This is a genomic window from Campylobacter sp. RKI_CA19_01116 (assembly GCF_025771405.1).
Taxonomy (GTDB): Bacteria; Campylobacterota; Campylobacteria; order Campylobacterales; family Campylobacteraceae; genus Campylobacter_D.
In genome coordinates this window covers 147,515-174,246 of sequence record NZ_JAKMQF010000003.1, presented here as the reverse complement: position 1 = coordinate 174,246, position 26,732 = coordinate 147,515, and the positions used below count along the sequence as shown (strand labels likewise).

Genomic DNA, 26,732 nt, shown 5'->3' with positions numbered 1-26,732 from the left:
AAAATGGCATATGAAGCAGGTAAAATAGAAAAAAAATGGCAAAAAATTTGGCAAGAAAAAGAATATTTTGAACCAAAAGATGATTTTTCTTTGCCAAAAAAATACATTTTATCTATGTTTCCATACCCAAGTGGTAGAATTCATATGGGACATGTGAGAAACTATAGCATAGGCGATGCTATGGCTAGATATTATAGAAAAAAAGGTTTTAATGTCTTACATCCTATAGGTTTTGATAGTTTTGGTATGCCTGCTGAAAATGCTGCGATTAAACATGGCATCCATCCTAAAAAATGGACTTATGAAAATATTGATTATATGCAAAATGAGCTTGCTTCTTTGGGTTTTTCTTTTTCTAAAAAAAGAATGCTTGCTACTTCTGATCCTTTATATACTAAATTTGAGCAAGAATTTTTCATCAAAATGTATGAGAAAGGGCTTGTTTATACTAAAGAAGCTGAAGTTAATTGGTGTGAGAATGATAAAACAGTTTTAGCAAATGAGCAAGTTGAAGATGGCAAATGTTGGCGTTGTGGGCATGAAGTCATTAGAAAAAAAATGCCAGGATATTATGTAAAAATTACCGCTTATGCAGATGAATTATTGCAAGATCTTAAAAAATTAGAAGGAAAATGGCCAAGTCAAGTTCTAACTATGCAAGAGAATTGGATAGGTAAAAGCACAGGGCTTAGTTTTGATTTTGATATAGAAGAAAATAATAAAATCAGTGCAAAAAAAATCAATGTTTTTACCACAAGAGCTGAGACTATTTATGGAGTATCTTACATTGCTTTAGCGCCTGATCATGAAATAGTAAATGAATTAATTGATAAAAAATTACTAGATCAAGATGTTATAGCTAAAATTCAAAATATACAAAATCAAACACCGCGCCAAAGACAAGCCGCACCAAAAGAAGGATATTTTTTAAATCTTTATGTAATCCATCCACTAAGCAAAGAAAAAATTCCTTTATGGGTAGCTAATTTTGTTTTAAGTGATTATGGTAGTGGTGCTGTTATGAGTGTACCTGCTCATGATGAAAGAGATTATGAGTTTGCAAAAACTTATAATTTGGCTATAAAAAAAGTAATTTATAAAGATGAAAATGATACACAGTGTTATACTTTAAAAGAAGGCGTTTTAATTAATAGTGGCGAATTTGATCAACTAGAATGCAATGATGCTAGAGAAAAAATTAGTTTAAAAATTGAATCTTTGGGTATTGGTAAAAAGGTTACCAATTTTAAAATTCGTGATTGGGGTGTTTCTAGACAAAGATATTGGGGTGCTCCTATACCAATGATTAAGTGTGACTCTTGTGGCATAGTCCCTCAAAAAATAGAAAATTTACCTATTACCTTGCCTGAAGACGTGGTGATAAATGGAGAAGGAAATCCGCTTGATAAGCATGAAACATGGAAAGAGTGCGTTTGTCCAAAATGTGGTAAAAAAGCACAAAAAGAAAGCGATACTTTAGATACTTTCTTTGAAAGTTCTTGGTATTTTGCGCGTTTTGCAAGTGATGATAAAACATGGCAAGAAAAAGCAGTAGATGAAAAAAGTGTTAATTATTGGATGAATGTTGATGAATATATTGGTGGGATTGAACATGCGATATTGCATTTACTCTATGCTAGATTTTTCCAAAAAGCACTTAGAGATTTGGGTTATTTAAAAGATGATGAGCCTTTTAATAGACTTTTAACCCAAGGAATGGTCACTAAAGATGGTGCTAAGATGAGTAAGTCTAAGGGGAATGTGGTTGATCCTGATTATATTATAGAAAAATATGGAGCAGATAGTGCAAGATTGTTTATATTGTTTGCTGCACCACCTGCTAAAGAACTTGAATGGAACGATAGTGCATTAGAAGGTGCGTTTAAATTTATCAATAGGCTTTATGAAAAGGCTATGAGTTTAGAATGTGGAAAATTACAAGAAATTGATCATCAAAGTTTAAATAAAGAAGAAAAATATGCTAGATTAAAAGTATATGAAGCTTTGAAAAAATCTTTCGAAGTTTATGAAGAAAGCTTTGCCTTTAATACCTTAATAGCTGCATGTATGGAGGCTTTAAATGCTTTAAATGCTATAAATCATAAAGAAGTTTCAAAAGAAGCTTTTTATATTATTTTAAATATCTTAGAGCCTATCATCCCTCATGTTTGTTTTGAACTTAGTGAGCATTTATTTAAATGTGAAAATTTTAAAGTATTAAAAATAAAAGATGAGGTTTTTATAAAGGATAGCTTTAATATAGCTATTAGTGTTAATGGTAAAAAAAGAGCACAGATTGAAATAAATTCAGAAGCTAAAGAAGATGAGATTTTAGCTTTAGCTAAAGAAAATGTCGCAAAATGGCTAGAAGGAAAAACTATAGTAAAAGAAATTTATATTGACAAGAAATTAGTAAATTTGGTGATTAAATGAAAAAATATCTAGTGTTGTTTTTTGCTTTTTTCATCATAGCTTGTGGATATATTCCCTCTTCGCAGATGGCAAGTAGGGTTTTGGGTGAAAATGTATTTTTAAAAATCAATATTAGCAAACAAGATCCTGAAAACAGTGTTTACATAACAGACATTCTAAGAGAAGCCATGCTTAATAAGCTTGGTAGAAAAATCACAGATGAGTATAATGCAGATAGTTCTATTATAGTCACGATGAAAAAATTAGAATTTCATCCTATGGTTTATGATAAAAATGGTTATGTGATTAATTATAAAGCAGAGCTTTATTTGGAGTTTGTGTTGCGTTATAAAAATGGCAAGGAAGAAATTGTAAATACTAAAGGAAGTTATAATTTTGATATTAATCCAAACTCTATCATCAGTGATCAAGCAAGATTTGAAGCGATTAAAAATGCATCAAGTGAAGCTTTTGATGAATTTGTTTCTATTATAGCTATTAGGGGTTATAAATAAAATGGCAAGTCATATCAATGAAATTGCAAAAGAAACATTGATAAAACTAAAAGAGCGTAAGTTATATCCAACTCCTGAAAATTATAGCGAGGTGTTTGAAGAGTGTGCTAAAAAAGCAGGAGTGATGAGTTCAAATAAAGCTAGAATAGAAAAATACACCAATCTTTTAGATGATTCTTACAAACAAGAATTAAAAGGAAAAAGTATTCGAACTATTGATGAGTTTTTGATGTTTTTAGTCTCTAGGCTCAATAGACAGGTAAGTAGAAAATATGAAGATGTTTATGCTTTGCTTGGCTTAATCATTCAACAACTTAGTATTAGTAAAGATAAAAAAATCAAAGAGCTTGCTCAAATTACTCAACACAGATTATCCCAAGCTATGGATTTAGAAACCATATATCTTTTAAGAGCTAAATGGAAAGAACTTGAAAAATCTTATGAAGATGGAGAACTCTTAAAAAAATTAGAAGAATTTAATATCCGAGCTTTTTTGGATTTTCATGCTTTAATAGAAAAACTTATCACTATGCTAAAAGAACGTTCTTATGAAAAACAAGCTGAACTTTTACTAGCTTCTTTGGAACCTTTATTTGGTGAGAGTAAAGAAGTAGAGCAATTTAAGCAAAAATTAAAAGAAAATCCTAGATTGATTGCTAGAAAAGAATTTGCACATGAATATTGTTTGATGCTACAAAAAAAAGAAGCAATAGATAAATACTACATACAAAAAAATCTTTCTTTTTTCAATCAACATTTAGAAAGCCTCAATGAAATGGTTTCAAAGCTTTATGATAATAGCCAAGAAGATGTGAAATTTATTAATGCTTTAACTAAAGATGAAAATGGTAATGTGCAGGTTAATTTTGATACATTAAAAGATAAGCTTTTGTATGCAAACGAGCAAATAGCTCAAATTAAAACTCAAATTCAAGCTACAAGCGATGATGAGCAAAGAGAACAATGGAGTCTTGCTCAAGAGCTTAAAAAACTTGATGAAAATTATAAGCTTTATGCGGTTAATTATGCTTTATCTTTCTTTAAAATCAATAATATAGAACATGTTATTAATGCTTATGGTATTGATAGTTTTAAAACCATTAGTGGGAAGTTTAAAAAAATCCTCAAAGACTTATGTAAAAATTTAGCTGAAATTTGGATTTTAGATGAAAGTTCTTATTTAATTGTTTTTCCGGGTAAAAGCTTAGAAGATGCTCAAATCTTTACGGAAAAAGCTTTGAAACTTATAGATGATTATAAATTTATTTATAAAGAAGAAGTAGTTAGACTTGTTTTATCATCTTCTTGTATAGAAAAAAAAGAATTTCCAGATGGCGATATTTTAAAAGAATTAATGCAAAAAGCTTAGTATGAAATTCCAGCAAACACTTTCACAAAAAACTATGCATGTACAAAAAATCAGTAGATTTTTTATGTTTAGTATGTATGAAAAATATAAAAAATTTATCCCAAAAACTAAAAATATTCAAATTATTGGCACTAATGGCAAAGGAAGTACAGGTAGATTTTTAGCGCTTTTACTCTTAGAGCAAGGATGTAAAGTAGGGCATTATACAAGTCCACATATTTTTGAATTTAATGAAAGATTTTGGTTAAATGGAAAAATTACAGGCAATGAGCTTTTAGAAAAAGCACACGAAGAATTGGAAAGTGTTTTTTTAGATGATGTGAAAAAACTTAGCTATTTTGAGTATGCTACATTTTTAGCATTTTTTGTTTTTAAAGATTGTGATTATGTGATTTTAGAAGCTGGAGTAGGTGGAGAGTACGATGCAACAAGTGTTTTTGAGATAGATTTTAGTATTTTTACTAAAATAGGTTTTGATCATCAAGATTTATTGGGTAAAAACTTAGATGAAATAGCAAGAACAAAATTAAAAGCCATGAGTGCTAAAGCTTTAATTAATCATAAGCAAGAAACAAAAGTATTAAATTTGGCTCAAAAAATAGCAAAATTAAAACAAGCTAGTTTAGATATTAGTGCGTTAGATAAAAATACAATTATTTATCCTTGTGTACAGGAATATATTCAAAAATATAATTTAGCAACTTTTTTAAAAGATAATCTTTTTTTAGCCTTAGAAGCTTTTTCTAAAATTTATGCCAAAAATGAAAAAGAATTGATTTGCAGCATTAGTAATTTGCCAAAACTTGATTTAAAAGGAAGGTGTGAGCAAATAAGTCAAAATATTTTTGTTGATGTAGGCCATAATGAAATGGCAGCTTTAACTTTAGCTGAAATTTTCAAGGAAAAAAAAGTTCATTTGGTTTATAATTGCTTTTTAGATAAAGATTCTTATAAAATTTTAAGAGCTTTAAAGCCTATAATAAAAATAGTTGAAATTTATGAATATGAAAGCAAAGACAGACCTTTAGCAGGCTCTGTTTTGCTAGAAAATTTAGAAAAATTAGATATTGCTTATCAAAAATTTGAACAAATAAAAAAAGATGAGTTGTATTTAGTTTTTGGTTCTTTTGTATTGGTAGAAAATTTTTTAAGAGGCTATAATGAAAGATAAATTTACGTTAACTATCACAGATGTAAATGGTTCTAGACATTTTTTATTAAGTCAGATCATAAAAAAAGTAATTATTTATTTTACTACTTTTGTTTTTGTTGTTATAGTTTTGGGTGCTTTATATATTAATTATTTAGCAGATAAGCGTTCAGAGCTTTTAAAAGAGCAAGAAGCATTGTCAGCAAAAAATACTAAATTATTTTCTCAAAATGAAAGTATGCAAAAAAGTTTAGAGGAAAAAACAGCCTTGTATGATGAACTCCAAACTCAACTTGCAGATATTGAAGAAAATTTAGGCTTAAAGCAAGATGAGGGTTTAGATATACCAGAAAGATTGGAAAAAGTTAAACTTACCAACGATCAAGCCTATTTATTTTTAACACAAATTCCAAATGGCCATGTGGTAGAAGATAATGGAGTCACAGGTAATTTCGGATGGCGCCATCATCCTATATTAAATAAAAAAGAGTTTCATCCAGGTATTGATTTAAGAGCAGCTTTAAATACTCCTATTTATGCACCGGCAAATGGAGTAGTTGAATATGCTGCATATAGTAATAATGGTTATGGTTATTCAGTGATTTTGATCCATAATTTTGGCTTTAAAACGGTATATGCACATATGATGCGCAAAGATGTTGTTAAGGCAGGGCAATTTGTAAAAAAAGGTGATTTGCTTGGATATACAGGAAATACCGGTCTTTCTACTGGACCACATTTGCATTATGAGGTTAGATTTATTAATAAACTTTTAGACCCTAAAATTTTTATAGATTTAAACCGAAAAAATTATGAACAAATATTTGATAAAGAAAGGAGAGTTCCATGGCAATCTTTAATAAAGGCTCTATTGCTACAGTATCCGAAACTACAGTCATTTCAAACGGAGCAAAAATAGAAGGAAAATTTTATTTTGACTCTATGCTTCATTTAGATGGAGAGATTACAGGTGTGATTGATTCTTCTAATGTGATAGTGATAGGTAAAAGTGGTGTTTTAAAAGGACAAGTTAAGGCAAGTAAGATAGTGATTAATGGGGTTTTTGAAGGAGAAATGCAAGTTGATTCTTTGGAAATTTTATCCGGTGGTGTGCTTAATGGTAATATCATAGTTAAACAATTAAGCATTGAAAATGGTGGAAAATTTAATGGAAGCAGTAAAATAATTGAAAAAGACGAAGAACTTGCAACTATTGATGTGAGCATAGAAAATTCAGAAAATGCAAGCTAAATTATATGAATATTTATTAAGTAACAAAACTGAGTTAATAGTTTGTGAGAATGATAAAGAAGCAGATGAGTTAGCTCAAGTTTGTTTATTTTTAAATTTAAAAACTTTCGTTTTACCTGATTTTAGAGCAGAATTTGGTAGTGACTTGCGCTCTTTTTCTAAAGAGCTTTTTGAAATTTGTAAAGTTTTAAATGCTTATCACAAAGAAGATGAAAATAAAATTTTAATTTCTCCTATAAAAACAATTTTGCAAAAACTCCCCGGGAAAAAGCATCTAAAAAACATTATTCTTAAAAGAAATTCACTTCTTGCTTTAGAGAAATTTAAAGAAGAAATTTTACATAGTGGGTATGAGTTTGTAGATATAGTTCAAGATAAGGGTGAGGTTTCAATACGCGGGGATATTATAGATATTTTTGCGATTAATGAAGAACAACCTTTTAGAATTTTGCTTTTTTCAGATGAGATAGAAAGTATAAGATATTTTGATATACATACGCAAAAATCAATCCCTGCTGAACTCTCCAATATAGAAATTTGTCCATTTTTAAGTGCTTTTAATCAAGAGCAATATGAAAATCTACAAGAAAAAATTCAAAATTTTCAAAGTCAAAGCATTGTTAATGATGTTAATTCTTTAGGCTTTTGGTGTGTTGATGATTTTTGTGATTATTTAGATTTAAATTTTGTGAGTATAAAAAATTTTGATATAAATGATTTTGAAGAAGATATTAGTAAAATTAATCAAAATATTTTACCTGAACCAAGATGTTGTAAAGATTTGGTAAGTTCTTATAATCATGATTTTTTCACTTTTCACAAAGATAAAAAAATTACTATTTTGGCAAAAAATGAAGCTTTGTTTAAAGCTTTAAATTTACAAGAATTTTCAAATATTAAATTAAAAATATCTCAAGAAAGAATCAACCTAATCACTCAAGATGAGCTTATTATCTCTTTAAATAAAAAAGAAAAAAGTAAAAGAGTTAGAAAAGCAAGTTTGGTAATAGATGAGCTTAGGGTTGGGGATTTTGTTGTACATGAAGATTATGGTATAGCTAAATTTTTAGGTCTTGAGATTATTATAATTGCAGGAGCAAAAAAAGAATTTGTCACTCTTGGGTATTTAAATAACGATAAGCTTTTATTGCCTGTTGAAAATTTATATATGATTGATAAATATATCGGTGCAAGTGGTGGCGTGCCTTTACTTGATAAGCTTGGAAAAGGAAGTTTTCTAAAAATCAAAGAAAGATTAAAAGAAAAATTATTTGCCATTGCTTCAAATATAGTTTCTTTAGCAGCGGCTAGAGCTTTGATAAAAGCAAAAGAATTAAAAATTTCTCAAGAATTACAAGATGAATTTATCAATAAAGCAGGATTTTTTTATACTAAAGATCAAAGTCAAGTTTGTCAAGAAATCACTCAAGATTTAAAAAGTATGCAGGTGATGGATAGGCTTTTAAGTGGTGATGTGGGCTTTGGTAAAACAGAAGTTGCTATGAATGCTATATTTACTTGTGTAAAAAGTGGCTATACGGCTTTGTTTTTTGTGCCAACTACTTTACTTTCAGCCCAGCATTTTAAAACCTTAAAACGAAGATTTGATTCTTTTAATATAGAGGTTTTTAAGCTAGATCGCTTTACTAGTGCTAAAGAAAAAAAACAAGTTTTAGCGTTTTTAAAAGAAAATAAGCCTTGTGTAGTGGTTGGAACGCATTCTCTTTTAGGGGTTGAGTGTGAAAATTTGGGTTTAGTTGTGATAGATGAGGAGCATAAATTTGGTGTAAAACAAAAAGAAAAACTCAAAGAATTAAGTAAAAACTCCCATATTTTATCTATGTCAGCAACGCCTATACCAAGAAGCTTAAATCAAGCTCTTAGTTCTTTAAAATCATATAGTGTTTTACAAACTCCACCTGAGGATCGTTTGGATGTGCGTACCTTTGTTAGAGAAAGTAATGACGCTTTGATTAAAGAAGCTATTTCTAGAGAATTAAGAAGAGCAGGACAAATTTTTTATATACACAATCATATAGCAAGTATTGATGGGTGTAAAAAATATCTTTTAGATTTGTTTCCAAATTTAAAAATTTTAATCTTGCATTCTAAAATTGATGCAAAAACTACTGAAGAAGAAATGATTAAATTTGAAAATAAAGAATATGACTTATTGCTTTGTACTTCTATAGTTGAAAGTGGTATTGATTTAGCAAATGCAAACACTATCATAGTGGAAAATTCAGATCGCTTTGGTATGGCTGATTTGCACCAACTTAGAGGAAGAGTAGGGCGTAGTGCTAAGCAAGGGTATTGTTATTTTTTGATTGAAGATAAGGAAAAAATCACAAAAGATTCTTTAAAAAGACTTACGAGTTTGGAGAGTAATTCTTATTTAGGTTCAGGAAGCGTGCTTGCTTACCATGATTTAGAAATTCGTGGTGGTGGAAATTTATTAGGCGTGGATCAAAGTGGACATATAGAGCAAATTGGTTATAGTTTATATCTTAAAATGTTAGAAGATGAAATTAATAAGCTAAGCAAAAAAGAAGAAATTAAAGAGAAAAAAATAGATCTAAAGCTTAATATCAATGCCTTTTTAAATAGTGAGTATATTAGCGAAGATCGTTTGAGATTAGAGCTTTATAGAAGACTTAGTAAATGTATGAGTGTTAATGAAGTTTATGAGATAGAAAGTGAGATGAATGATCGTTTTGGTAAGCCTGATATTTTTACTAAGCAGTTTTTGGATTTAATCATTATAAAAATTTTGGCTAGCAAGCATTATAAACTAGTGAGTAATTATGAGCAAAATATTTGTTTTGTAAAAGATGATGAGAGTAAGGAAGTCATTAAGGCAAAAAGTAAAGACGATGATGATGTGATCGAGGCTATTTTGATGCATTTAAGAAAGAGTGAAAAAGCATGAGCGGATATGAAATTTTTAAAGCTTTAGTTAATACAAATATTGACTATAAAGATTTTGAATGGTTAGAAAATAATACTTTAAGCGAGTTTGAAATTTTAATTTCTGTGGTTTTAACTCAAAATACAAACTGGAAAAATGTGTTAAAAGCTTTGACAAATTTAAAACAAGCAAATATTACCAAGATAGAAGATTTATTAACTTTAAGCACTCAAGATTTAGCACTTTTAATAAAGCCAAGTGGATTTTATAATACCAAGGCAAAATATATTAAAAATTTCACTCAAAAATATTTTCAAAATTTTAATTCTTTTGAACTTTTTAAAGAAGAAGTAGATAGAGAATGGCTTTTAGGTATTAAAGGCTTGGGTCAAGAAAGTGTAGATGGAATTTTAAATTATATATGTAAAAAAGAAGTTTTAGTAGTTGATGCTTATAGTGCAAAAATAGCTAATTATTTAGGCTATGAGTGTCAAAGTTATGATGAATTAGCAGATTTTTTAAAAAAAGGCATAGCTAAAAATCAACAAGATTTATGTGTTTTACTAAAAAAAGAATGTAAACTATACGAGCTTTATCAAATTTTTCATGCTTTAATTGTTTCTTTTTGTAAAACACACTTTCAAGGTAAAAAACTTTCAGCAGATGGTGCGCTTATTTTAGATCCTTTAAAATTTTAAATTTATTTTTTATTTAAAAAGTTAATTTTTTACGATTAAAGTGCTATAATGTATTTAACTTCATAAAAAGGAGAAGTAATGAATACAAGTATAGTTGGAAAGCAATTTGAGCTAACTGAGTCTATAAAAGAGTATGTGGAAAAAAGCTTTGATGCTTTAAGTAAATATGGCTTAGATGTGATTTCTGCACGTTGTGTTATAAGCGCTGATGAAAGGCATGGAAAGAAAGGATTTTGGGCTGAATTTAGCATTAACTTAGCTGGTATTAATACAGTGGTTGTAAAGCAAAAAGATAAAGACTTATATGCTGCTATAGATTTAGCTATTGATAGAATTTCTAAGGTTTTAAGAAGATTACATGATAAAAATATTACTCATAAGCATCAAGATGAGATAAAAGAAAATTTAGTATTGCCAAGTGTGATTGAGGAAGATGAGATAGTTCCAACAGAACTTGAGCTATACAAACCTTTAGAAATTGAAGAAGCATTAGAAAAGCTAAAAGCAAGTAAGGATATATTTTTAGTTTTTAATGACATAGATGCAAAAATGAGGGTGCTATATAAGAAAAAAGATGGTAAATTTGGTTTATTTTAAAAAATCTAGCCTTTTTAAGGCTAGATGTATTAGAAGAGTTTGTTAAAGATTTTATCTATTGCCTGATCTACTTTTTTACCTGTGTTTTTAGCACCATCACTAGCATTTCCACCTATTGTATTAACAATAGAATTTACAACACTTTTTGTATCAAGACTTACTTTAGGATCTTGTGTTGTTCCTTTTATAATGCCTTTGAAATTTGCTCTATCAATAATGATATTAAAAGGAATGTTTAATTTGGTACTTTTTGTATCAACCTTACCTTTGCTAATATTTATATTGCTTCTATCAGCCACTAGGTTTAAATTTAAATCTATAAGATTTTTGTTGATATTTATTTTGGCTTCACCGTTGCGATATACATCTTGAGTGATATCTTTTTGTAAAAGTAACATTAAAGCACCTGTGATAAGATTTTTCTTAAGTTGCCCATCGGCTAAATTCATTAGCACTACACCACTTTCTTTTAAAAGATCGTAGTCAATGCTTAAATTTGATTTTGCTTGGTAATAATCAGGCAAATCTAAGCTTTGAGTTAAATTTGAAAGATCGGTATTTTGCATTTTAGCGTTAAAAATATTATTTTTTAAAGTGGCATTTAATGAGCCGTTAAATATATTTTTACTATTAATACTTGCATCTATTAAAGCGTTTTTAAAATCAAATTTTCCTTCAAAATCAGCCTTGCCCTTTAAGTTTCTATCGACTAAAAATCCTAGTTTAGAAAAATCTTGCAATGATATATTATAAGTGCTTGCTAGAGCCATTTGATTAAGATCAAAATTTCCTTTTAATGAGTTAATATTTGCAAATGAACTTAGAGCTTTAGCATTAAAATCAATGATTGATTTAGAAATTTTTCCATCAAGATTGATTTTTGCTGAAGTATTCTTTGGAAATTTTTTATCCAAAAGCTTGGATAATTCTACTTCATTAAAAGAAGAATTGATAGTGGCTTTAAAATCACCATTAATATTGTTAAAATCAAGTGTTTTTAAATCAATATCAGCATTTACATCGCCAAATGCTAAAACTTTTTGTCCTATTAAAGGGAAAAGTTGTTCTAATTTTATATTATCAACTTTCGCTTGTAAACTTTTCCCATTGGATTTTGCATTGATAAGTCCTTGCATGATTTTAATATTTGCATCAAGATTTTGAATTTGATTTGCCTTAAGATCAACTTTGGCATCTAAATTTAAAGGTCCATTGAGATCTTGTTTGGTTAAAGGTTTTAATTTGTTAAGATTATCTACAAAAGCACTAATTTGTGCTTTTAAATCTTTGTTTGTAAGATTATAAGAGCCTTTTAGCTGAGGTATTTTTGCTATGTTTGAATCAAGCAAAGCTTCATAATCAATCAAAGAATTTTTCGCATTTGCTTTAGCTTGTAGATTAAAAGTTGTTTTTGGAAAATCAAGATTGCTTAGTTTTTTAAATTCTACAACATTTATATTTGCATTGTTTAACCTAGTATTTAGATTGAAATTTTTAAAATCAAGTCCTTGCGCTTTTAAATCTAAAATTAATTTAGAATTAATAAAAGCAGGCATAGAGATAGTCTTTAAAAGCTCTGCTACTTCTATATTGGTTGTGTTGATATTAAGATTATTATTTTCTAAAATAGCTTTTAAGCTACCACCAAATCCCAGCAAGTTAGCATCTAATTTTTGTAATTGATTGCTTGCAAAAAGTAAATTACCTTGAATTTGACTTTTGCCTTGGAGTTTCATTTTAGCTAAAGATGAAAATTGATTAAAATCATCTATTTTGATGTCAAAATCACTAGTTAAGCTTTGTTTTGCTATATCATAAATACTTTTTTGTGTATAAAGTTTGAAGAAGTTGCTTAAAATTTCACTTTTAGAAATAACTTCATTGTTTTGGATCAAAGATCTTATTTCACCCTTTATATAGCTTTGTTTTGGCAGGCTTAGATTGAAATCTTTTTCAATTAGAGTATTGTTGATAGAACTTGTGTAAAAATTAATCAAAGCATTACCATTTGGTTTTAAATCTTTAGCTTGTATATCACTTATAATACTAATTTTTCCTTGAGCATATCTTGGTAAATTAGCAAAATCTAAAATTTGAGCTAAATCTATATTTTTTCCAATAAATTCAAGATTTATAGGAGAAAAATCAACAAATTTTGCATCTAAGCTAAGATTAGAATCAAACAAAAAACCATTACCTTTTACTAAAAAATCACTACTTTTACCTACAGCACTACCTTTAAATGTAAAATCTCTATCGCTTTTTAAGCCAAGTTCTTGAATATAATTTTGTTTAAGTCCTAAAAGATAATTTAAATCAAATCCTAGTCTTAAAGGTGATATGTCACCTTCTATATTAGTAAAAAATTTATCATCAATATTTGTTTTAATGTCAAGTTGTGAAAAACTAATTTTAAAATTTTCAAATTTAACATTCATACCGCTTTTTTGAGCAATAATCGTTTCGATTCTTGGCTTTAAAAAAGCATTACCCATGCTTGTAAATAATAATGTATATATAGCTAATAATGCCACGCACACTACGCCTAAAAGAATGTAAAGAATTTTTTTCATAAGAAACCTTTATAATAATATATCATAAAAATTTAGTGTAATAGACTAAACTTATATGATATATTTTACTTAATTTATTGACAATTAACTTTCTTTAATGTATAATTCTATCACTCAAAAACAAAGAGTGCTAAAAATAGCACATTTTAGAAAGGATAAAAAATGAATTTTCAACCTCTAGGAAAGCGTATTTTAGTAAAACGCTTAGAAGAAATGAAAACTACTGCTTCTGGGATTATTATACCAGATAATGCTAAAGAAAAACCATTAAATGGTGAAGTTGTTGCAGTGAGTAAAGAAATAGAAGATATTAAAGTAAATGATAAAGTAATGTTTGCAAAATACGGCGGAACTGAAATAAAACTTGATAATGAAGAGTATTTAGTTCTTAATGTTGAAGATGTTTTAGGGATTATTAAATAAAAAAGGATAAAAAATGGCAAAAGAAATATTTTTTTCAGATGAAGCAAGAAATAAACTTTATGAAGGTGTTAAAAAACTTAATGATGCAGTAAAAGTTACCATGGGACCACGTGGTCGCAATGTATTAATCCAAAAAAGCTTTGGTGCTCCAACTATCACAAAAGATGGTGTGAGTGTGGCTAAAGAAGTAGAATTAAAAGATTCTTTAGAAAATATGGGTGCTTCTTTAGTTAGAGAAGTAGCTAGTAAAACAGCTGATCAAGCAGGCGATGGAACAACAACGGCAACAGTTTTAGCGCATGCTATTTTTAAAGAAGGTTTGAGAAATATCACAGCAGGTGCCAATCCTATCGAAGTTAAAAGAGGTATGGATAAAGCTTGTGAAGCTATAGTAGCTGAACTTAAAAAACTTTCTCGTGAAGTTAAAGACAAAAAAGAAATTGCTCAAGTTGCAACAATTTCTGCAAATTCAGATGAGAAAATCGGAAATTTAATCGCTGATGCTATGGAAAAAGTTGGAAAAGATGGTGTTATCACTGTTGAAGAAGCAAAATCAATCAATGATGAATTAAATGTGGTTGAAGGTATGCAATTTGATAGAGGTTATTTAAGCCCATATTTTATTACAAATACTGAAAAAATGACAGCTGAATTGCAAAATCCATTTATTTTGTTATTTGATAAAAAAATTGCTAATTTAAAAGATTTATTACCAATTTTAGAGCAAATTCAAAAAACAGGAAAACCACTTTTAATTATAGCTGAAGACATTGAAGGTGAAGCTTTAGCAACTTTAGTTGTAAATAAATTAAGAGGTGTTTTAAATATTTCAGCAGTTAAAGCTCCTGGATTTGGCGATAGAAGAAAAGCTATGCTTGAAGATATTGCTATTTTAACAGGCGGTGAAGTGATTTCTGAAGAGCTTGGAAGAACTTTAGAAAGTGCTAGTATCCAAGATTTAGGTCAAGCTTCAAGCGTGATTATTGACAAAGATAATACAACTATTGTAAATGGCGCAGGTGAAAAAGCAAATATTGATGCAAGAATTAATCAAATCAAAGCTCAAATTGCTGAAACAAGCTCAGATTATGATAGAGAAAAACTACAAGAAAGACTAGCTAAGTTAAGCGGTGGTGTAGCGGTGATTAAAGTTGGTGCTGCTACTGAAACTGAAATGAAAGAGAAAAAAGATAGAGTTGATGATGCATTAAGTGCTACAAAAGCTGCTGTTGAAGAAGGTATAGTAATAGGCGGTGGTGCTGCATTAATCAAAGCAAAATCAAAAATCAGCTTGAATTTGCAAGGTGATGAGGCTATTGGTGCTGCTATTGTAGAAAGAGCTTTAAGAGCACCTTTAAGACAAATTGCTGAAAATGCTGGATTTGATGCTGGTGTGGTTGTAAATACAGTAGAAAATAGTAAAGAAGAAAATACCGGTTTTGATGCTGCAAAAGGTGAATATGTAAATATGCTTGAAAGCGGTATTATTGATCCTGTTAAAGTAGAAAGAGTGGCTTTGCTTAATGCAGTTTCAGTAGCTAGTATGCTTTTAACAACTGAAGCTACAATTAGTGAAATCAAAGAGGATAAACCTGCTATGCCTGATATGAGTGGCATGGGCGGTATGGGAGGCATGGGTGGTATGATGTAATACCATCTTTTTGTTGCTTTTGAGTTGCTTTTTATATAAAGCAACTCACTCTTTTTTTATTTTTCTGCACTGATTTTTATTTTTGTTATAATAGATGTAAAATTATAAGGATTTTACATGAAAAACTTACAAGAAGAGCGATTTTCCAACTCAAAATACATTAAACCTAAAAGATATACTTATATAGGCAAAGATAATAAAAAATATACTTGGGATTTTATAGAAGCATTGGATAGTGTTTCTGTTTTTTTGTATCATACTCAAAAAGATTCTTTTGTCTTTGTAAAACAATTTAGAATTCCTTTATGGGATTATCAAAAACGTAATAACTTAAAATTAGATGAGATGGGATTTAGCATAGAGCTTTGTTCAGGACTTGTTGATAAAAATTTGAGTTTAGACGAAATAGCTAAAGAAGAATGTATTGAAGAGCTAGGTTATACTCCTAAGGTTGTAGAAAAAATAGGAGAGTTTTATACAGGTTTTGGTTCAGGTGTAAGTAGACAGTTTTTATTTTATGCTGAAATTACCGAAGATGATAAAACTGGTCATGGTGGTGGAATTGATGGAGAGGATATTCAAGCAGTATGGATAAAAAGAAAAGACTTTGAAAAATTTTCTAAAGAAAATCCTATCAAAACCCCTTTACTTGAATATGCGTATTTGTGGTTTAAAGGTAAGAATTAACCTTACCTTTATTTTTCTTCTTTATTTTCAATGTTTGGGTCTTTTTCATCAAGCATTTCTTTAAAGATTACAAATAAATCTTCAGAGGCTTTTTCAGCATTTGAGCATTTATCTAGAATTTGATTTTGAACTAATTCATTGCCTGTATTTTCATTATGTGCTAAGGCAACGGCTTGGTTGATATTTTCATGCACCTTTTGGTGTGGTAAATTTAACTTACCAAAAGCTCTTCCGCTAGAAAATCTTTCTTTGCCCACACCTGCAATCCATTTTGCAAGTCTACAACTCAAATGATCAGAGAGTGCTTTACCTGAAGCATGAATGATTTCATTATAACCATTTAATTTAAAAGCAACATGATCTAATTTTGCTAAGGAAACAAAAATTTCAGAAGCAATACGTTTAGCGTGCGAGCTAGTTGAATTTGCATTAGAGATTAATTGAGCAAAATTACTAGAGAATTTTATAATATGTTCATTTGATTCTAATGATACTTTTTCTACTTGTTCACTTTGTCCATACATTTCATCTGCATTTTGCTTTAATAGATTAATATTTAATTCTACTTCAGAGGTCGCTTTTTGTGTTTTTTCAGCAAGTTTTCTAACTTCATCAGCAACAACAGCAAAGCCTCTGCCGTGTTCTCCTGCTCTAGCAGCTTCAATTGCGGCATTTAGTGCTAAAAGATTAGTTTGATCAGATACATCTTTGATTAAGTTAATAACATTAGTGATTTCATCAACACTGCGGTGTAAATTACCTGCTGTATCTCTTGAACGGTTAGCTGATTCAATAATGCTTTGAAGTGAAGATATGATAGAGTGGGTTATTGCATTTAATTCTTGCATATCTTTTAATGATGAGTCAGAATACTGGGAAATCATTTCAGCTTTATTTACATTTTCTTGCATATCGCCTTGTACATTTGAAATGCCTTTTAACACTCCAGTTAATAACATCTCCAAAAGACGAGTTTCAAGTGCAGTTTTCCCACAATCTTCTTGAAGTTGCTTTTCGTATTTTTCGATTAATTCTTGTCTTTCTAAAAGAAGTTTTTTGTTTTCTTCTTCTAGTTCTTTGATTTTATTTTGTAAATCTTCAAAGTCTTGTTTTGATTGACTTTTTTTTCCAAACATAGTTTTTCCTTGAAAGTTAAAATTAGAAAGAAATTATTTTTTATAATTTGATAAATAAGTGTTTAGCTCATCTTTTAATCTTAGTTTTTCTTTTTTAAGATTTGCAATTTCCAAGCTATCTAGATGAATTCTACCTTCTTCTGCGTCTTTGATTTTGTGATCAAGTTCATTGTGCTCTTCAAACAATTTATCAAAGTGCATGTCTTTACCTTTTAGCTCAGTAATTAAATCTCTAAATTCATGTAGCATATAAGCCTCCTTTTTAAAATTAATATTTGATTATAGCTTAAAATAAGTTAAATATATTTTAACTCATCAGGTTTTTGCTTGTTTTTTATAATCTTTTTGGCTATTTTTATGCTATCTGCTGTACCTACGATTAATAATTTTGCTCCAGTACCTATTAAAGTATCACCTCTTGGCATAGGTGTGAATTTTTTATTTTCTAAAATTCCTACTATACTTACGTTTGCCATATCTCTTAAATGAATTTCTTTTAATCTTTTAAATCTCACCCATGATTCATCAGGAATTTTAACCTCTTCTAAATCAATAGGGCTATTTTTTTTATAAAGATAATTTTCTAATAAATTTTCCATATCTGGTCTTGCTGACATCGCACTAAGTCTTTGTGCAACTAATTTTGTAGCAGAAACAATAGAATTTGCTCCAAGTTTTTTAAGTTTTTCTGTTTCATCTTCGTTGCTTGAGCTAGCTAGTATAAAATAAGGATTAATTCTTTGTAGTTCTTTTTCAAATAATCTTACTGAGGCAATGATAGCAATATTATCTGCTATGTTATTACTAAGGGTTATTACGCCTTTTGCGCTAGAAAGATTGGTTTTTAAAAAGGCTGTATTAGTATGAGGTGCGCTTTCTATATAATAAGGATAATTATATTTTTCAGCAATCTCGCTGAAATTTTCAACTTCATCAACCACAACAAAAGGAATATGATTTTCTCTAAATTGCTGTGCTAATTCTATGGTAAAATCATTATGGTAGCATATTACAAAATGATTTTTTAATCTTGCAACTTTATGCAGCATTCTTCTTTCCTTGATAATTTTAGACAAAACACCTTTTTTTACTATTTCTATTACTAAACCCATACAAAAAGTAAATATTGTAAAAGTTAATAGTACATATACAACAGTAAAAATTCTACCCGCTGTTGGTATGGGATTAACTTCAGTATAACCCAAAGTGGTAAAAGTCATACCGGCTTGATAAATAGCATCGTTAAGGTTGTAATTACTTGTGAGCATATAACCAAAAGCCCCAATTAATGTCATAACAACAACGGCAATAAGAGGAATTCTTAAAAATTTAAGTTGCTCATAAAGCTCATCATTGAGATTAATTGAAGGTTTTGGAGAGGGAGACCAATTGAGGAATTTTTGTAGCTTTTTTAAAAAAGACATAGTAATTCCTCATTTACATTAAGGATTATTTACTACTTTGCTTTTTAAGTGTTCTTAAAGTTGAAGCAGCAACTCTAACTTTTCTAGTAGTTCCATCTTCTAAAGTAATACGAACTGTTCTTAAATTTGGCAAAAAGCGTCTTTTTGTTTTATTGTTAGCATGGCTAACATTGTTACCTACCATAGGTCCTTTTCCTGTAATTTGGCAAATTCTTGACATAAATTTTCCTTATGAAATAAAAATAATTTTTAGCATTGTATCTAAAACAAGCTTAAAAAAATCAAATATTATCAAAAATACATAAAGAAAATTTGATAATAAGTATGATAAAATTATTTTTTACTTTTATTGGAGATATAAAATGTATGTAGCGCCAAGTTTATTGTCTGCAAATTTTTTAAATTTGGAAAACGAGATTAAAGATGTGTGTGAAGCAGGGGCTGATTTGTTGCACATTGATGTGATGGATGGGCATTTTGTACCAAATCTTACTTTTGGTCCTTGTGTGATTGAAAATATTTCAAAAATTACTCCAGTGCCTTTAGATGTGCATTTAATGGTGCATAATGTTAGTAGTTTTGTAGATTTATTTATCCCAATAAAGCCAAAATTTATTAGTTTTCATTTAGAAGCTGAAAATCATCCTATTAGGGTGTGTGAGTATATAAGAAAAAATGGTATTCACCCTGCTATTGTTTTAAATCCACATACTCCAGTTTCAAGTATAGAGCATATTTTAGAATTTGTAGATATGGTGCTTTTAATGAGTGTTAATCCAGGCTTTGGCGGGCAAAATTTTTTACCTTTAGTGTATGATAAAATTAGACAGTTAAGAGAAATGATAGATAGGAAAAATCTTAAAGTTTTTATAGAAGTAGATGGTGGGGTAAATGGTTTAAATGCGCCTGATTTAGATGAAGCAGGAGCTGATATTTTAGTCGCAGGTAGTTATATCTTTTCCTCGCAAGATAAAAAAACAGCAATTAATTCTTTAAAGCTTGAATTTTGAGCCAACAACAAATCGATGATTTAATCATCAAGCTAAGCAAAGAAAACAAACCTTTTCCTTGGGTTTTAAAAGAACTTGCAAAAATAGAAGAATTAAATCATTATGAGTTTGATTTATATATTTTTGAGCTTTTAGGACTAGGAGTGAAGCTTAATGCACAAAATTGCTTGTGCTTAAAAAGTAAAAATACAAAAATAAAAGATGAGATTTTTTGTGTAGTAGATATTGAAAGCACTGGTGGGATAAAAAGTGGTCAAATTTTAGAAATAGGTGCGGTTAAAATTCAAAATTATAAAGAAATTGATAGATTTGAGAGTTTTATAAAAGTAGAAAGCATACCTGAAAATATTACAGAATTAACAGGGATTAGTTTGGATATGGTAGAAAATGCACCTTCTTTAAAAACTGTGTTAAATGATTTTAAATTATTTTTAAAAGATAGTATTTTTGTAGCACACAATGTGCGTTTTGATTATCATTTTATATCTAAAGCTATGTATGAAAATGATTTTGGGGTGCTTTTAAATAGAAGATTATGTACTATTGATTTAGCTAAAAAGTGTATTGAAAGTCCAAAATACGGTCTTGATGCGCTAAAAGAGTTTTTGTGTATTGAAAGTAAGCATCATAGAGCCTTAAGTGATGCTTTGGCTGCAAGTGAAATTTTAAAATACTGTCTTAAAAAAATTCCTTTTTATATAAAAACTACCGAAGAATTGTTACATTTTAGCAAGCAAGCTAAAAATCAAATAAAAAAATAAACTTTGTTTTGTATTTATTGCTATACTTGCTTTGCATAAATGACGGGAGCTTGTGATACAGGCTGAGAGTAAGCTAAAAGCTTAGACCGCACCAGAACTAGGTAATGCTAGCGTTGGGATAATTTATCAACTACTCACATACCCTTCATTTATCCAAATTTTATTTTAAGGATAAATTTAAATGAAAACTCAAATGTCTTATGCAAAAGAAGGAATTTTTACAAAACAAATGCAAATTGTTGCACAAAAAGAGCAAGTAAGTGAAGATTTTTTGCTTGAAAATATAGCATGTGGAAAAATTATCATTCCTGCAAATATCAACCATAAAGCACTAGACCCAAATGGTATTGGCTATGGACTTAAAACAAAAGTAAATGTAAATTTAGGTGTTTCAAATGATTGTGTAGATTATAGCGAAGAAATGAAAAAGGTAGAGTTGGCTCATAAATTTAATATAGAAGCTATTATGGATCTTAGTAATTATGGTAAAACCAGTCGTTTTAGAGATGAGCTAATTGCCACTTCAAAAGCTATGATAGGCACGGTGCCTGTTTATGATGCGGTTGGATTTTTAGAAAAAGATTTAAAAGATATTAAGGCAAAAGATTTTTTAGATGTAGTGTATCATCATGCTAAAAGTGGAGTGGATTTTATGACAATTCATGCAGGGATAAATTCTCGTGCTGCTAGAGTTTTTAAAGAGTGTGATAGGATTACTAATATAGTTTCAAGAGGAGGTTCAGTTCTTTATGCTTGGATGCAAATGAATGATGCTGAAAATCCCTTCTATGAATATTATGATGATTTACTCGCTATATGTAAGGAATTTGATGTGACACTTTCTTTGGGTGATGCGCTAAGACCTGGTTGCACTCATGATGCAAGTGATGGAGCTCAAATTGCTGAACTTATCGAACTTTCGTTATTAACTAAAAGAGCATGGGCTCAAGATGTACAAGTGATGATAGAAGGACCTGGCCATATGGCTATTAATGAAATAGAAGCTAATATGCAACTTGAAAAAAGAATTTGCAACGGCGCGCCTTTTTATGTCTTAGGGCCTTTGGTTACTGATATAGGCGCAGGATATGATCATATAAGTGGAGCAATCGGCGGAGCAGTTGCAGCAGCAGCTGGTGCTGATATACTTTGCTATGTAACCCCTGCTGAGCATTTAAGACTTCCAAATTTAGAAGATGTAAGAGATGGTATAGTAGCGACTAAAATAGCAGCTCATGCAGGAGATATAGCCAAACTTCCTAAAGAAAGAAAAATAGATGATGAAATGAGTAAAGCTAGACAAGATATTGATTGGGAAAAAATGTTTAAATTGGCAATTGATGGAGAAAAGGCTAAGAAAATGTTTAATGAAAGAAAGCCTGAAGAACTTAATTCTTGTTCAATGTGTGGAAAAATGTGTGCTATGAACACTATGAATAAAATTTTAAAAGGTGAGGATGTAAGTTTGATAAAAGAATAAACCCTCGATCATGAGGGTTTAGTTTGATTAATCTATTACTTTATAATTATAAGGTTTTAGATTTTTATCATCTTCAAGAAGTTTTGCTGGTGGATTACCATTTACTTCTTGGTGTTTATAGTAGCGGTCTCCTGCTTTGTTGCCATTTAGATCTACTTTATAGTGAATTTCACCTGGATTTAATTTTTGAATATCTTCAAAACCTAAATTTGAAGTTTTGAAATCTTTAATACCATTTTTGGCCGCAATTTCTACTAATTTAGTTTGTCCTTGTCTTGACATATCAACTGATTGTAAAAGCATTCTTGAAGCTTCTCTAGGATTATGGAATCCTGTTGAGTTTTCAGCACCTACAAAGTCTGCTCTTACTTGAGATTTTCTATGCAGTTCTAATACTTCTTTTAATTCAGCTGAAATTTTAGCATCATCTGCTTTGCCATTAGTTTGGAATTTAGGCATTTTTCCAAGCTCTGCGCGAATAGTTTCTACGTCTTTAATCAAGCTTACTAAAGAATATTCAGCTGTTCTTAAATCATGAGCTACTGAATTTTGAATATCTTTTACTTGTTTAGCTAGATAGCTTTCGCTTTGAGTATGGCAAGTTTTACAAGCTGAATTAATATCAACTAAAGGCGAGGTGATGTTATGGTTGGTAACTTTTTTTGCACCTTTTCTAATATAAGGCATGTGACAATCTGCGCAACTTACACCATTTGCAGCATGTACTCCACCACTATAAAGCTCGCTTTCTGGGTGTTGAATTTTCAACATAGGTGCTTTAGTGATTTTATGAACCCAATCACTTGGGAAATTTTTTCTATTTTTTTCATAATAATCATCAAACATTTCTATTCTAAATGGCTCACCTTTTTTCCACTCACTCCATGGATAGGTTAACTCTATACCATCAACCTCAATTTCAATTGGTTTATTTCCATCTCTCCAAGAGTCAAATTCATCATAAGTTTTTTGTGTACCATTCCACCATTTTTTAGAACTATCATTAGCAATACTTTCACCGATAGTTTTTACTTTAGTACCTGTTGGTTTGAAATAATATTCAACATGACATTGAGAGCATACTAAAGTTCTCATCTCGCTTCTTGAAGCTTTAATGCCTTGTTTTTCATCTGCCTCATAGCCTCTTGAAATTAATGCATTAATTAAAGCTGGTCTTGTAAGTCTTAAACTCATATCTGTTGGGTTGTGACAATCTGCACATGTTACACCCATTCTTTTTCCACCATGAGGTCCACTGTGCTCAGGCGAGTTTTCTTTAGCTCCATTTACCGCAGGAACTGTTTTAATCATAGTCCAATATTTTGCAGAGTTAAATGCCACCCAATCACCTTTTGCAGTGTTGTTTAAAAGCCAAGGAGTCCATCCGCTATGGCAATTCATACAAGCTGTTGGTTGACCACCAAATCCTGCAAAGCCATGTGCATTTAAGAAATCTTTGTTATTTCTAGCTGTATCCATTTGATCTACTTGAACCCAAAAGTGTCCTCTTTCTTCATTAGCATCAATGCTAAATGGATAACCCGCCCAAAGAACAGTTAGTTGTGGATAGCGGATTAGTTTTGAATAAGCTAAATTTCCACCAAATTCTGTTGCATTAGGTGCTTGTTTTTCCACTGCTGTATGCATATCTAAATAATCAGGAAAATTCTTTCCCCAATAATCAAAAGTAGGGTTTTCATCGCCAAGTTTTACAATTTCTTGAGAAATGATTCCACCTACTGAATCATTTGTTTTAGCTGTGATATCTTGATTTAACCACAATACGCCCGCAATAGCTACTATAGTAGCACTTATAGCACTATATAAAATGCCTTTATTATTCATTAATTACTCCTTTCATTTAAAATCCTCTCTTATGGCCAACACCTTGGTGACAAGATACACAACTTAAGGAATTATCTTTGTGTGGATCTAGAGTAGGGTTGATAGTGTTGCTCGCAATTTCTTTATGACATTCTATGCAGTTATTTTGGACTATTTCTTTACTTTTTGCATTTGCACTTAAATGTGTAGGTAAAGAATCAAGTTTAAAAGTAAATGCATAAGCATGTCCTAAACCACTTTGAGCTTTGGCAATCCATTTTTCAAAAAAGCTATGTGGTAAATGACAATCATTACAGGTTGCTCTTGGTTTACCATCAACTTCTTTAGAGTGTGAAGCTTTTAAATAATCATTATAAACTTCGTTCATAATATGACAATTATTACAGCTTTCACTAGCATCGCTAAAATAAGAAGTGCCTTTAGCATTATGGAAAGTATACATTCCAACTCCTGCTAAAATTACAAGCAAGAAGAGGAAAACAGCAAAAAGTTTTGAGTTTGCTTTTTTCAAAGTCTCTCCTTTGAATGAAGTTTAAGTTACAAGAACTTAAGTATAATTATATTATCTATAAAATCTTAAAAAGTAAATATAAATTTATTATTTATTTATAATTTTTTTAATAAGATAAAAAAAGTATTATTTTTTTATATAAATTTATTTACTATTATAAAAATAAAATAAAATTTAATAAAAGAAATACTAAAATATTACATACTAGAAAATAAGGTAGGTGTATTATGCAAATTCAACCATCAATGTATATTAATAGAGAACTTTCTTGGCTTGCATTTAACTCCCGTGTTTTAGATCAATGTTCTAAAGATCTTCCTTTGCTTGAAAAACTTAAATTTATAGCTATATATTGTACAAATTTAGATGAGTTTTATATGATAAGGGTAGCTGGATTAAAACAGCTTTTTATAGCAGGAATAAGCACAGCAAGCAATGATGAAATGACACCACTTGCACAGCTTAAAGCTATTAGAAATTATTTACATGAAGAAAAATATGTAGTAGAGCAGTATTTTACTAAAATAACTCAAGATTTAGAAAAAGAAAATTTATTTATTCGTTTATATGAAGAACTTGACGAGGATTTAAAACAACAATGTAATGAGCATTTTTTTTCTAATATTTTTCCTGTGATAGTGCCTATTGCGGTTGATGCAACTCATCCTTTTCCGCATTTAAATAATCTTTCGTTTTCTTTAGCGGTAAAGCTTTGTGATCCTATGCATCCTGAACTTTTAAAATTTGGTATGATACGTATACCTAGGGTTTTACCAAGATTTTATCAAGTAAGTTCGAATATTTATGTGCCTATAGAAAGTATAGTGCGTCATCATACGGAGCATATTTTTCCTGGCTATAAGCTTTTATCTTCTGCTGCTTTTAGGGTAACTAGAAACGCAGATATGGAGATAGAAGAAGAAGAAGCTGATGATTTTATGTTGATTTTGGAGCAGGGTTTAAAGCTTCGTAGAAAAGGTGCTTTTATACGCTTGCAAATAGAAAAAGGCGCAGATGAGCAGTTGATTGAATTTTTAAATTCTCATATGAATATTTTTCATAAAGACATTTATGAATACAGCATACTTTTAAATCTGCCATCACTGTGGCAAATCATTTCTAATAAAGAATTTACACACTTACTAAACCCTGTGTATACACCAAAGATTTTACCACCTTTTGGAGATAATGTATCTATTTTTAGTGCAATTGATAAACAAGATATATTGGCTATACAGCCTTATGAGAGTTTTGAGCCTGTATATCAATTTATCAAAGAAGCAAGTAAAGATCCTAAGGTTGTTTCTATAAGAATGACTCTTTATAGGGTAGAAAAAAATTCAAACATAGTCCAAGCTTTAATTGATGCAGCCAGTGATGGTAAGCAAGTTACAGTAATGGTGGAATTAAAAGCACGCTTTGATGAAGAAAATAATTTGCACTGGGCAAAATCATTAGAAAATGCAGGAGCTCATGTGGTGTATGGAATCACTGGTTTTAAAGTGCATGCAAAAGTAGCTCAAGTGATTAGAAAAGAAGGGGATAAATTAAAAATTTATAATCATTTAAGTACAGGCAATTATAATGCAAGTTCAGCTAAAATTTATACTGATGTGAGTTATTTTACTTCTAAAGAAGAATACTCTCAAGATACCACAACCTTTTTTCATATACTTTCAGGATATAGCAAAAGCCGTCGATTAAAGACTTTATCAATGAGTCCAAAGCAAATCAAAGAACGAATTTTAGATATGATAGCTACAGAAGCAAGTCATGGAAAAGATGGGGTAATCATAGCCAAAATGAATGCTTTAGTAGATGGTGATGTGATTAAAGCTTTATATGAGGCTTCAAATAAGGGTGTTAAAATAGATCTTATTGTGCGTGGAATTTGTTGTTTAAGACCTGGAGTAAAAGGGTATAGTGAAAATATAAAAGTTAGAAGTATAGTTGGAAAATATTTAGAACATGCCAGAATTTTATATTTTAAACACACTGAGCCAAATTATTTTATTTCAAGTGCTGATTGGATGCCAAGAAATTTAGAAAGAAGACTGGAATTAATGACTCCTATTTTTGATGAGCATTCGCGTGCAAAATTAGCCCAAATTTTAAAACTACAATTAAGTGATAATGATTTAGCTTATGAGTTAAACAGTGAAGGAAGATATCGTAAGATTACTTTAAATGAAGCAGAAAAAATTAATAATTCTCAACAAATTTTAGAAGAATATATTAGTAGAATTTTTAATACCTTGAAAAAAGATACCGATCATAGTAGAGCAGCACATTTAGCAACGAAGCTTTTTAGGGATAGCTAATCCTTGCTTT

The 26,732-nt window shown here is 29.8% G+C and carries 23 protein-coding genes and 1 riboswitch; of the genes, 16 read left to right on the top strand and 7 right to left on the bottom strand.

Annotation, left to right across the window (positions count from 1 at the left end):
• Nucleotides 1-3: 3 nt before the first annotated feature.
• From leuS to hpf, 9 genes are all read left to right on the top strand, one after another.
• Nucleotides 4-2,433 carry a leucine--tRNA ligase gene (gene leuS, locus L8U41_RS03665; RefSeq protein WP_263727845.1) on the top strand — a complete coding sequence of 810 codons (2,430 nt, stop codon included), beginning with the start codon at nt 4-6 and terminating at the stop codon, nt 2,431-2,433.
• On the top strand, nt 2,430-2,927 hold the full coding sequence (gene lptE / locus L8U41_RS03660) for an LPS assembly lipoprotein LptE (protein ID WP_039668573.1): 498 nt from the start codon (nt 2,430-2,432) through the stop codon (nt 2,925-2,927). The genes leuS and lptE overlap by 4 nt, the downstream gene beginning before the upstream one ends.
• Nucleotide 2,928: 1 nt before the next feature.
• A complete protein-coding gene (locus L8U41_RS03655) occupies nt 2,929-4,296 on the top strand; it encodes a hypothetical protein (protein ID WP_173787453.1) in 1,368 nt (455 codons plus the stop codon).
• 1 nt (nt 4,297) lies between these two features.
• Nucleotides 4,298-5,467 (top strand): Mur ligase family protein, encoded by a 1,170-nt coding sequence (locus L8U41_RS03650; RefSeq protein WP_263727844.1) that lies wholly within the window; start codon nt 4,298-4,300, stop codon nt 5,465-5,467.
• A complete protein-coding gene (locus L8U41_RS03645) occupies nt 5,454-6,365 on the top strand; it encodes a M23 family metallopeptidase (protein WP_263727878.1) in 912 nt (303 codons plus the stop codon). The genes L8U41_RS03650 and L8U41_RS03645 overlap by 14 nt, the downstream gene beginning before the upstream one ends.
• On the top strand, nt 6,293-6,697 hold the full coding sequence (locus L8U41_RS03640) for a bactofilin family protein (RefSeq protein ID WP_263682088.1): 405 nt from the start codon (nt 6,293-6,295) through the stop codon (nt 6,695-6,697). Before L8U41_RS03645 ends, L8U41_RS03640 begins: the two co-directional genes overlap by 73 nt.
• Nucleotides 6,687-9,626, top strand: a complete 2,940-nt coding sequence (locus L8U41_RS03635) for a DEAD/DEAH box helicase (RefSeq protein ID WP_263727843.1) — start codon at nt 6,687-6,689, stop codon at nt 9,624-9,626. Before L8U41_RS03640 ends, L8U41_RS03635 begins: the two co-directional genes overlap by 11 nt.
• Entirely contained in the window at nt 9,623-10,303 is a 681-nt protein-coding gene (locus L8U41_RS03630) for an endonuclease III domain-containing protein (RefSeq protein ID WP_263727842.1), read from the top strand. Before L8U41_RS03635 ends, L8U41_RS03630 begins: the two co-directional genes overlap by 4 nt.
• 78 nt (nt 10,304-10,381) lie before the next feature.
• Nucleotides 10,382-10,900 (top strand): ribosome hibernation-promoting factor, HPF/YfiA family, encoded by a 519-nt coding sequence (gene hpf / locus L8U41_RS03625; protein WP_012661742.1) that lies wholly within the window; start codon nt 10,382-10,384, stop codon nt 10,898-10,900.
• 29 nt (nt 10,901-10,929) lie between these two features.
• Here the strand turns inward: hpf and L8U41_RS03620 are convergent, their stop codons facing one another.
• Nucleotides 10,930-13,473 carry a hypothetical protein gene (locus L8U41_RS03620; RefSeq protein ID WP_263727841.1) on the bottom strand — a complete coding sequence of 848 codons (2,544 nt, stop codon included), beginning with the start codon at nt 13,471-13,473 and terminating at the stop codon, nt 10,930-10,932.
• A gap of 162 nt (nt 13,474-13,635) precedes the next feature.
• Here L8U41_RS03620 and groES point away from each other — a divergent pair, with 162 nt between their 5' ends.
• The 3 genes from groES (at nt 13,636) to L8U41_RS03605 (ending at nt 16,234) form a co-directional block, all read left to right on the top strand.
• Nucleotides 13,636-13,896, top strand: coding sequence for a co-chaperone GroES (gene groES / locus L8U41_RS03615; protein WP_039626536.1), 261 nt, complete (start codon nt 13,636-13,638; stop codon nt 13,894-13,896).
• A 13-nt stretch (nt 13,897-13,909) separates the two neighbouring features.
• Nucleotides 13,910-15,547, top strand: coding sequence for a chaperonin GroEL (gene groL, locus L8U41_RS03610; RefSeq protein WP_070256698.1), 1,638 nt, complete (start codon nt 13,910-13,912; stop codon nt 15,545-15,547).
• A 117-nt stretch (nt 15,548-15,664) separates the two neighbouring features.
• Nucleotides 15,665-16,234: an NUDIX domain-containing protein gene (locus L8U41_RS03605; protein WP_263678772.1), complete on the top strand. Its 570-nt coding sequence runs from the start codon at nt 15,665-15,667 to the stop codon at nt 16,232-16,234.
• Between the two features lie 8 nt (nt 16,235-16,242).
• Here L8U41_RS03605 and L8U41_RS03600 read toward each other — a convergent pair whose 3' ends face one another.
• Genes L8U41_RS03600 through rpmB form a run of 4 tightly spaced genes read right to left on the bottom strand, consistent with a single transcriptional unit; the run spans nt 16,243 to nt 19,014 of the window.
• Entirely contained in the window at nt 16,243-17,370 is a 1,128-nt protein-coding gene (locus L8U41_RS03600; protein WP_263727840.1) for a methyl-accepting chemotaxis protein, read from the bottom strand.
• A 33-nt stretch (nt 17,371-17,403) separates the two neighbouring features.
• On the bottom strand, nt 17,404-17,619 hold the full coding sequence (locus L8U41_RS03595) for a YdcH family protein (protein ID WP_012661736.1): 216 nt from the start codon (nt 17,617-17,619) through the stop codon (nt 17,404-17,406).
• Nucleotides 17,620-17,666: 47 nt separating this feature from the next.
• Nucleotides 17,667-18,794, bottom strand: a complete 1,128-nt coding sequence (locus tag L8U41_RS03590) for a potassium channel family protein (protein ID WP_263678769.1) — start codon at nt 18,792-18,794, stop codon at nt 17,667-17,669.
• A gap of 25 nt (nt 18,795-18,819) precedes the next feature.
• A complete protein-coding gene (rpmB, locus tag L8U41_RS03585) occupies nt 18,820-19,014 on the bottom strand; it encodes a 50S ribosomal protein L28 (protein ID WP_012661734.1) in 195 nt (64 codons plus the stop codon).
• A 142-nt stretch (nt 19,015-19,156) separates the two neighbouring features.
• On the opposite strand from rpmB, the gene rpe reads away from it, so the two are divergent.
• The 3 genes from rpe (at nt 19,157) to thiC (ending at nt 22,045) form a co-directional block, all read left to right on the top strand.
• Nucleotides 19,157-19,804 (top strand): ribulose-phosphate 3-epimerase, encoded by a 648-nt coding sequence (gene rpe / locus L8U41_RS03580; protein ID WP_263727839.1) that lies wholly within the window; start codon nt 19,157-19,159, stop codon nt 19,802-19,804.
• Nucleotides 19,801-20,565 carry a 3'-5' exonuclease gene (locus tag L8U41_RS03575; RefSeq protein WP_263682095.1) on the top strand — a complete coding sequence of 255 codons (765 nt, stop codon included), beginning with the start codon at nt 19,801-19,803 and terminating at the stop codon, nt 20,563-20,565. Before rpe ends, L8U41_RS03575 begins: the two co-directional genes overlap by 4 nt.
• 32 nt (nt 20,566-20,597) lie before the next feature.
• Nucleotides 20,598-20,702, top strand: a riboswitch (TPP riboswitch).
• Nucleotides 20,703-20,746: 44 nt separating this feature from the next.
• On the top strand, nt 20,747-22,045 hold the full coding sequence (gene thiC, locus L8U41_RS03570; RefSeq protein ID WP_258107586.1) for a phosphomethylpyrimidine synthase ThiC: 1,299 nt from the start codon (nt 20,747-20,749) through the stop codon (nt 22,043-22,045).
• Between the two features lie 27 nt (nt 22,046-22,072).
• Here the strand turns inward: thiC and L8U41_RS03565 are convergent, their stop codons facing one another.
• Both L8U41_RS03565 and nrfH read right to left on the bottom strand, forming a co-directional pair.
• Nucleotides 22,073-23,890 carry an ammonia-forming cytochrome c nitrite reductase subunit c552 gene (locus L8U41_RS03565; protein WP_263727838.1) on the bottom strand — a complete coding sequence of 606 codons (1,818 nt, stop codon included), beginning with the start codon at nt 23,888-23,890 and terminating at the stop codon, nt 22,073-22,075.
• A 16-nt stretch (nt 23,891-23,906) separates the two neighbouring features.
• The gene (gene nrfH, locus L8U41_RS03560; RefSeq protein WP_012661729.1) at nt 23,907-24,401 is read right to left on the bottom strand and encodes a cytochrome c nitrite reductase small subunit; all 495 of its coding nucleotides are present in this window, start codon (nt 24,399-24,401) and stop codon (nt 23,907-23,909) included.
• A 227-nt stretch (nt 24,402-24,628) separates the two neighbouring features.
• Here nrfH and L8U41_RS03555 point away from each other — a divergent pair, with 227 nt between their 5' ends.
• Entirely contained in the window at nt 24,629-26,722 is a 2,094-nt protein-coding gene (locus tag L8U41_RS03555) for an RNA degradosome polyphosphate kinase (protein ID WP_263727837.1), read from the top strand.
• Nucleotides 26,723-26,732 lie beyond the last annotated feature (10 nt).

Coding starts and splice junctions, on each gene's coding strand:
- leuS (WP_263727845.1), top strand. CDS start 4: ATGGCATATGAAGCAGGTAAAATAGAAAAAAAATGGCAAAAAATTTGG.
- lptE (WP_039668573.1), top strand. CDS start 2,430: ATGAAAAAATATCTAGTGTTGTTTTTTGCTTTTTTCATCATAGCTTGT.
- L8U41_RS03655 (WP_173787453.1), top strand. CDS start 2,929: ATGGCAAGTCATATCAATGAAATTGCAAAAGAAACATTGATAAAACTA.
- L8U41_RS03650 (WP_263727844.1), top strand. CDS start 4,298: ATGAAATTCCAGCAAACACTTTCACAAAAAACTATGCATGTACAAAAA.
- L8U41_RS03640 (WP_263682088.1), top strand. CDS start 6,293: ATGGCAATCTTTAATAAAGGCTCTATTGCTACAGTATCCGAAACTACA.
- L8U41_RS03635 (WP_263727843.1), top strand. CDS start 6,687: ATGCAAGCTAAATTATATGAATATTTATTAAGTAACAAAACTGAGTTA.
- L8U41_RS03630 (WP_263727842.1), top strand. CDS start 9,623: ATGAGCGGATATGAAATTTTTAAAGCTTTAGTTAATACAAATATTGAC.
- hpf (WP_012661742.1), top strand. CDS start 10,382: ATGAATACAAGTATAGTTGGAAAGCAATTTGAGCTAACTGAGTCTATA.
- L8U41_RS03620 (WP_263727841.1), bottom strand. CDS start 13,473: ATGAAAAAAATTCTTTACATTCTTTTAGGCGTAGTGTGCGTGGCATTA.
- groES (WP_039626536.1), top strand. CDS start 13,636: ATGAATTTTCAACCTCTAGGAAAGCGTATTTTAGTAAAACGCTTAGAA.
- groL (WP_070256698.1), top strand. CDS start 13,910: ATGGCAAAAGAAATATTTTTTTCAGATGAAGCAAGAAATAAACTTTAT.
- L8U41_RS03605 (WP_263678772.1), top strand. CDS start 15,665: ATGAAAAACTTACAAGAAGAGCGATTTTCCAACTCAAAATACATTAAA.
- L8U41_RS03600 (WP_263727840.1), bottom strand. CDS start 17,370: ATGTTTGGAAAAAAAAGTCAATCAAAACAAGACTTTGAAGATTTACAA.
- L8U41_RS03595 (WP_012661736.1), bottom strand. CDS start 17,619: ATGCTACATGAATTTAGAGATTTAATTACTGAGCTAAAAGGTAAAGAC.
- L8U41_RS03590 (WP_263678769.1), bottom strand. CDS start 18,794: ATGTCTTTTTTAAAAAAGCTACAAAAATTCCTCAATTGGTCTCCCTCT.
- rpmB (WP_012661734.1), bottom strand. CDS start 19,014: ATGTCAAGAATTTGCCAAATTACAGGAAAAGGACCTATGGTAGGTAAC.
- rpe (WP_263727839.1), top strand. CDS start 19,157: ATGTATGTAGCGCCAAGTTTATTGTCTGCAAATTTTTTAAATTTGGAA.
- thiC (WP_258107586.1), top strand. CDS start 20,747: ATGAAAACTCAAATGTCTTATGCAAAAGAAGGAATTTTTACAAAACAA.
- L8U41_RS03565 (WP_263727838.1), bottom strand. CDS start 23,890: ATGAATAATAAAGGCATTTTATATAGTGCTATAAGTGCTACTATAGTA.
- L8U41_RS03555 (WP_263727837.1), top strand. CDS start 24,629: ATGCAAATTCAACCATCAATGTATATTAATAGAGAACTTTCTTGGCTT.